Here is a 1705-nt window from a genome sequence, read left to right as displayed (position 1 = left end):
GGCCGGTGCCGTGCTGCGGATCAGGTGGTCGAAGGCGCTCAGCGCGGCCGTGGCGCCCGCCCCCGCGGCAATGATGATCTGCTTGTAAGGCACCGTGGTGCAGTCACCGGCGGCGAACACGCCGGGCACGCTGGTATGGCCCTTGGCGTCTACCACGATCTCGCCGAACTTCGACAGCTCCACCGTGCCCTTGAGCCAGTCGGTGTTGGGCAGCAGGCCGATCTGCACGAAGATGCCTTCGAGCGCGATCTGCTTCACGTCGCTGCCCACGCGGTCCTTGTAAGTGATGCCGGTGACCTTGTGGCCGTCGCCGTTCACCTCGGTGGTCTGGGCGTTGACGATCACGTCCACGTTGGGCAGGCTCTTGAGCTTGCGCTGCAGCACGGCGTCGGCCTTGAGTTCGGGGGCGAACTCGAGCACCGTCACATGCGCCACCACGCCCGCCAGGTCGATGGCCGCCTCAATGCCGGAGTTGCCGCCGCCGATCACCGCCACGCGCTTGCCCTTGAACAGCGGGCCGTCGCAGTGCGGGCAGTAGGTCACGCCCTTGGTGCGGTACTGCTCCTCGCCGGGCACGTTCATGTTGCGCCAGCGCGCGCCGGTGGACAGGATCACGGTCTTGCCGCGCAGCGTGGCGCCGCTTTCCAGCTCGACCTCGATCAGGCCGCCCTCGGTGGCGGCGGGCTTGAGTGCCTTGGCGCGCTGCAGGTTCATGATGTCCACGTCGTAGTCGCGCACATGGTGTTCCAGCGCGGCGGCAAACTGCGGGCCTTCGGTCTTGCGCAGCGAAATGTAGTTTTCGATGTCCACGGTGTCGAGCACCTGGCCGCCAAAGCGCTCGGCGGCCACGCCGGTGCGGATGCCCTTGCGCGCCGCGTACACGGCGGCGGCAGCACCTGCGGGGCCACCGCCGACGATGAGCACATCAAACGCCTCTTTGGCGTTGAGCTTGGCGGCCTCGCGTGCGCCAGCGCCCTTGTCGATCTTGCCGACGATCTCGGCCAGCTCCATGCGGCCCTGAGCGAAGCGCTCACCGTTGAGGAACACCGTGGGCACGCCCATGATTTCGCGCGCCTCGATCTCGCCCTGGAACAGGCCGCCGTCGATGGCCGTGTGCGTAATGCGCGGGTTGAGCGCGCTCATGAGGTTGAGCGCCTGCACCACGTCGGGGCAGTTGTGGCAGCTCAGGGAGTAGTAGGTTTCGAAGTGGTAGTCGCCGTCCAGCTCGCGGATCTGCTCCAGCAGGTCGGCCGCTTCCTTGGAGGGGTGGCCACCCACATGCAGCAGCGCCAGCACGAGGGAGGTGAATTCATGGCCCAGGGGCACACCGGCAAAGCGCACGCCGCTGTCCGTGCCGGGGTTGGTGATGAGGAACGAGGGTTTGCGCACGTCCAGGTCGCTCTTTTCGACCACGGTGATCTTGGCCGACTGGGCGCGGATGTCTTCCAGCAGTTCGCGCAGCTCGTTCGACGTGGCGCTGCCGTCCAGCGTGGCGACCAGTTCCACCGGGCGCTGCAGGCGCTCCAGGTAGGCTTTCAACTGGGTCTTGAGGTTGTCTTCGAGCATGGCAGAACTCCTGAAATTCGATTTTTGGGCGTAAAAAAGCCCGGGCGCCAGGCACCCGGGCGTCGTGGTCAACGCGACGGACGGGGCGGCTTAGATCTTGCCGACCAGGTCGAGCGACGGTGCAATGGTCTTGGCGCCT

At 66.5% G+C, this 1705-nt stretch carries 1 protein-coding gene; it reads right to left on the bottom strand.

Annotation, left to right across the window (positions count from 1 at the left end; genetic code table 11):
• Positions 1 to 1566: alkyl hydroperoxide reductase subunit F (gene ahpF / locus ACE3SS_RS15690; RefSeq protein ID WP_374595554.1), on the bottom strand; the 1566-nt coding region annotated here is incomplete at its 3' end.
• Positions 1567 to 1705 lie beyond the last annotated feature (139 nt).

The sequence above is a fragment of the Aquabacterium sp. genome, from assembly GCF_041915145.1.
GTDB lineage: Bacteria > Pseudomonadota > Gammaproteobacteria > Burkholderiales > Burkholderiaceae_C > Aquabacterium.
The sequence above is the reverse complement of the archived record's forward strand: the minus strand, read 5'-3'. Positions and strand labels throughout refer to the sequence as shown.